Source organism: Okeania sp., from assembly GCF_983059655.1.
This window is the reverse complement of the sequence record NZ_CEZPJD010000612.1, coordinates 1-4,961: the sequence shown is the minus strand read 5'-3', so window position 1 is coordinate 4,961 and position 4,961 is coordinate 1. Positions and strand designations below refer to the sequence as shown.

Below are 4,961 nucleotides of genomic sequence, written 5' to 3'. Positions count from 1 at the left end.
GGTGTAGTTGGTAAAGAAGCAGAAAATTCTGGTGTAGTTGGTAAAGAAGCAGAAATTAAAGACTCAAAAATTGCTCGGACTATTTACGAAGCTCAACCAAAAACCTTAGCTGAAACAGCAGCAGAAATTCAACAACTTCTTAAACAATTAGAACAATCAAACCCTACAGAAACCACAGCATGTCAAATGGCAATTGTTACTCAAGCTGTTGAAATTATTGAAAATAACCCCACATTAAAACAGCGGGTAATAGGAGCATTAAAATCAGCAGGAACAAAAGCATTCAAAGAAGCTATTGATAACCCAATTGCTAATGTTTTAGTCGCAGCTTTTCAAGGTTGGATAGAACCGTAAAAAATCCAACCTTTTCCAAGCCCCCTAAATCCCGTAATTTTGGGGGACTAGAGCAAGCAAATTGACTCTTGTTCCCCCCAAAGTTGGCTTGCTCGGGGGGCAAAATTCAGTATCAAAAAACTTTAATATATGATGATTCATGACGCGAGCAAGATGCTCGCACTAATTTTCAAACACTAACTTGGCGCTTGCTATTACGACCTAACACCAATTTGAAAAAAGAATGCTACAAAAAGGTGGATATTAATCGGACATGCTTAAAAATAGCTGTTCCAGTTCATTTGAGATAGTTATATCTATCTTTTTTCCCTTTTTTTCAATATTTACCCCTTCTTCCTTCTTCCCTCTTCCTTCTTTCTTACTTCTACCATTTGTAACAAAAATTTATCAAATTGATATAACACCTAAAGGTGGTATATGAAGTACAGAGATTAACAATTAAATGAATGCAAGTGCGGGCATCTTGCCCGCGATGGGTATACCTCACGCTTAGTGGAATCTGCTATATGTCCATTTTTTATTATCAAAAATATTGACAAATATAAAAAAATATGATTATATAGTTAATGTTTTTTTGCCCTCGAGTACTAAAATGAATCAAACTGCAGACAAAACTTCAGAGAAAAACTCCACTAATACTGCCTTATTAGAGGATGTAGTTGGAGCCTTAGCAAATGAAAAACCCCAAGGACTTCTTATTTCATTCGATAGTGCTGAAATAGATGCACTGGTACAAACCTTAATACAACAGGGAGAATTTGAGGCAGGTAGCGATGTACATTTAGAATACAAAGCTGAACTGCTGACTGAACTCAAATCAGAGGTACTCTCTGGTTTATCAGCAGGGTTTGAAATCATAAATGATTATGAAAACCTACCAATTTCTTTCATCCGGTTTGATTCAGAAATACCTTTGGCGGAACTGTTAGAAAATCCTGATGTTTTACAAGCATCGGTTCCCCAAATATATCAACCGTTGCTACAAGAAAGTCTGTCCTTAATCAATCAACCCCAAGCAGTAGCAGGCGGATTTACTGGAGAAGGTACAGCCATTGCCGTTTTGGATACAGGTGCCAGAACAAATGCTCCAGGATTAGAGGGACGGGTAGCATTTGCTCAGGACTTTGCTCCTGATGATGGCGCGGAGGATGATAACGATCATGGAACTAACGTTAGTGCTATTGCTGCTGGAGTTGCACCAGGTGCTGATATTTTGGCACTGGATGTTTTTGATAAAGGTGGTGCCAGCGATGCAGATATTATAAGTGCGATTAACTGGTCAATTGATAACAAAGATCAGTATAATATTAAGGCCATCAATATGAGCCTTGGTAGCGACAAGTTAAACAATCCAGTTCCTGACAATAGCGCTCCTCTAGGCCAAGCAATTTTTAATGCAAAGGAAGCAGGAATTCTGAGTATTGTTGCTTCTGGGAATGAATACTTTACAGACGCAATTGGAAACCCAGCAGCTTTTGAAAGTGCAGTATCTGTAGGTGCGGTGTATGACTTTACAGGTTCCTATAACAATGAGGATAATGCGGTACCAGATCGAGTAGCAACTTTTTCCAACAGTGCCCAATTTCTAGACATATTAGCACCAGGAGCGTATATCACTGCTGGAGGATTAGAGAATTTTGATGGTACTTCCATGGCAGCACCTCATGTTGCAGGTGCAGTTGCTGTTTTAGGCCAAGCCTTCCCCAATGACACTCCTGACCAAATTCTGCAACGGTTGCTTACAAGTGGCAAACCCATTACAGACCACCGGAATGGAATTACCAAACCCAGACTTGACCTCGCTGCTGCATTAGAACTGGAATCCCCTCGAGTCCAAAATGATAATTTCCAAAATAGCAACTCTATTTCTGGTATATCAAGCACTGTCAATGGTACAAACAATAATGCAACTTCTGAGCAAGGAGAGCCAGCTAGTGTTTCTGAGACAGGAGAGAATAATTCTGTATGGTGGAGTTGGACTGCTCCAACTTCTGGACAGGTAACTGTAAATACTGTCGGCAGTAATTTTGATACTGTATTAGCTGCATATACAGGTAATGCTGTTTCAAACCTGACTGAAATTGCTAGCAACGACAACAGCACTTCTAACCCTCCTCAGAGTGAAATTGTTTTTGATGCTGTAGAAGAGACAACATACCATTTTGTAGTAGATGGAGTTTCTAACGAGACAGGTAATATTGTCCTCAACCTTTCGCAAACAACAACAGGGGTAGAAAACGATAATTTCTCAAACAGTAATCCTTTAACTGGTTCCTCTGCTAACGTTGAAGCCTCCAACTTTGAAGCAACCAGCGAAAATGGAGAACCTCTTCATGCAAACAATCAACTTGAGGGGAATGAAGGTAGTTCTGTTTGGTGGAATTGGACAGCACCCGCATCTGGTCTAGTTACGATAACAACTAATGGTAGTGATTTCAACACTGTATTGGGAATTTATACAGGTAATTCTGTCTCAGCACTAACTGAAGTTGCCAGTGACGATGATAGTGGTGATGGAGTAGAAAGTCTGGTAATGTTTGACGCTGTTGGAGGCACAAACTATAAAATTGCCGTCGATGGATATTTGGGCGCACAGGGCAATATTGTTTTAGATTTAGTCCAGCAAACTACATCCATACCAAACGATAATTTTGCTGACAGTGCTACTCTCACTGGTACTTCTGATAGCGTAACTACCAGTAACGTCAATGCTTCCAAAGAAGCAGATGAGCCTAACCATGCAGAAAACAGTGGAGGTAGTTCCATCTGGTGGAATTGGACAGCACCTGATTCGGGATTAGTGAGTATTGATACCTTTGATAGTACTTTCGACACAGTTTTAGCAGCTTACACAGGTTCATCTCTCCAGGGGTTAACTGAAGTAGCAAGCAATGACGATGCTGGAACTGGCGTGCAAAGCGAAATCATGTTTGAAGTAGAAGCTGGAACTAACTATAAAATTGCAGTGGATGGGTTCGATGGAGCAGCAGGAGATGTTGAGTTAGCTTTGTCGTTACAGACAAATATGCTTGCCAACGATGACTTTGCCAACAGAATTTCTTTGAATGATACTGATGTTTTCATGGGCAGGAATGAGGGTGCAACTAGCGAACCAGGAGAACCAGCTCATGCAGAAAACACTGCTGCTGCATCTCTGTGGTGGAGCTATACTGCTCCAGAATCTGGTACTGTCACCATCAACACTGATGGTAGTGACTTTGACACCGTACTAGCAGCTTACACTGGTTCAACCCTTTCTGAATTAACTGAAGTAGCAAGCAGTGATGATAGTGTAGATTTTGGTCTCCAAAGTGAGATTACCTTTGATGTAGTTGCAGGGGAAACTTACAACATCGCAGTAGATGGCTTCAATGGTGATGTTGGTAATATTAACTTAGAAGTGCTTTTATCCACTTTTGAGAATGATATCGATCTATCTAGTCAACTTCTGGAAATAACTACAGAAGAAATTATTCCTGGTGAGCTTATTGATGTTGACTTTTCTGTAGACAACACTGGTAGCGATGATGCTACTGGGTTCTGGGTAGATTTCTTCTTATCCGAGGATGCTAATATTGACCCAGAGGAAGACTTCCCACTTGATTTTACTTGGATAGAAGATTTGCCTGGTAACAGTAGTACCGACGAGTTTACCCAAACTATTGAGCTGCCTACTGTAGATGAGTTTACTTTTGATGAAAACACAGATTATCAGATTGGGATGGTCATTAACTCCCTCGACGATGTCCCTGAAACTGACAAATCAAACAATACGATCGCCACAGCTTTAGAAGAAATTACCCCTCCACCTGCTGATGATGACCAGTTAATTGAAGGTACTTCCCAAGGGGAAGCGCTCAGTGGTGGTACTGGTAACGATACTATTGTGGGCTTGAATGGCGCTGATACCCTGGCAGGTAATGATGGCGATGACGAAATTATTGGCAGTCGTGGTGATGACTTCCTTTATGGCCAAGATGGCAACGATATTTTAGAAGGTCGTCTTGGTATTGATCGTCTCTTCGGTGGAGATGGGGACGATGAGATGAATGGTGGTCAAGGACGCGATCGCCTCAATGGTGGAAGTGGAGATGACACTCTATCTGGTGGTGCTAGTATTGACCGTTTTATCTTTGCTACAAATCAGGAATTTGATGCTGATGATATTGGTGTGGATGAAATTACTGATTTTGTTGTTGGTCAAGATCGAATTATCCTCGACCAAAACACATTTACTGGTATTAACGATATAGAAACAGAATTTGCTACTGTTACCAGTAATAGTGCTGCTGCAACTTCTGATGCTGTTATTGTTTACAACTCTAATAATGGTGCATTATTCTACAATCCTAATGGTAGTGCTAATGGTTTTGGTGATGGTGCTCAGTTTGCAACTTTGAGTAATGGAGCATTGCTTGAAGTTGATGATTTTGTTATCAGATAGTAACCGTACCATCTTTTTAATTCACTGTTTGGTCTTATATCATGTCTCTTTAAATAACCCCAATAAAAAATTTAAGGAGTAGTAGGGACGTTGCATGCAACATTCCTACTAATTAGGGCTTGCTGAAAAAGTCTTTTTTAAGGAGTAGGGGAGCGGGGGAGTA

General features: G+C 40.6%; 2 protein-coding genes. Both read left to right on the top strand.

The annotated features are described in order from the left end of the window. On the top strand, nt 1-354 hold a 354-nt coding region (locus AC3DU7_RS25160), incomplete at its 5' end, for a hypothetical protein (RefSeq protein WP_488042025.1). Nucleotides 355-946: 592 nt separating this feature from the next. Then, entirely contained in the window at nt 947-4,798 is a 3,852-nt protein-coding gene (locus AC3DU7_RS25155; protein WP_488042024.1) for a S8 family serine peptidase, read from the top strand. Nucleotides 4,799-4,961: the final 163 nt, after the last annotated feature.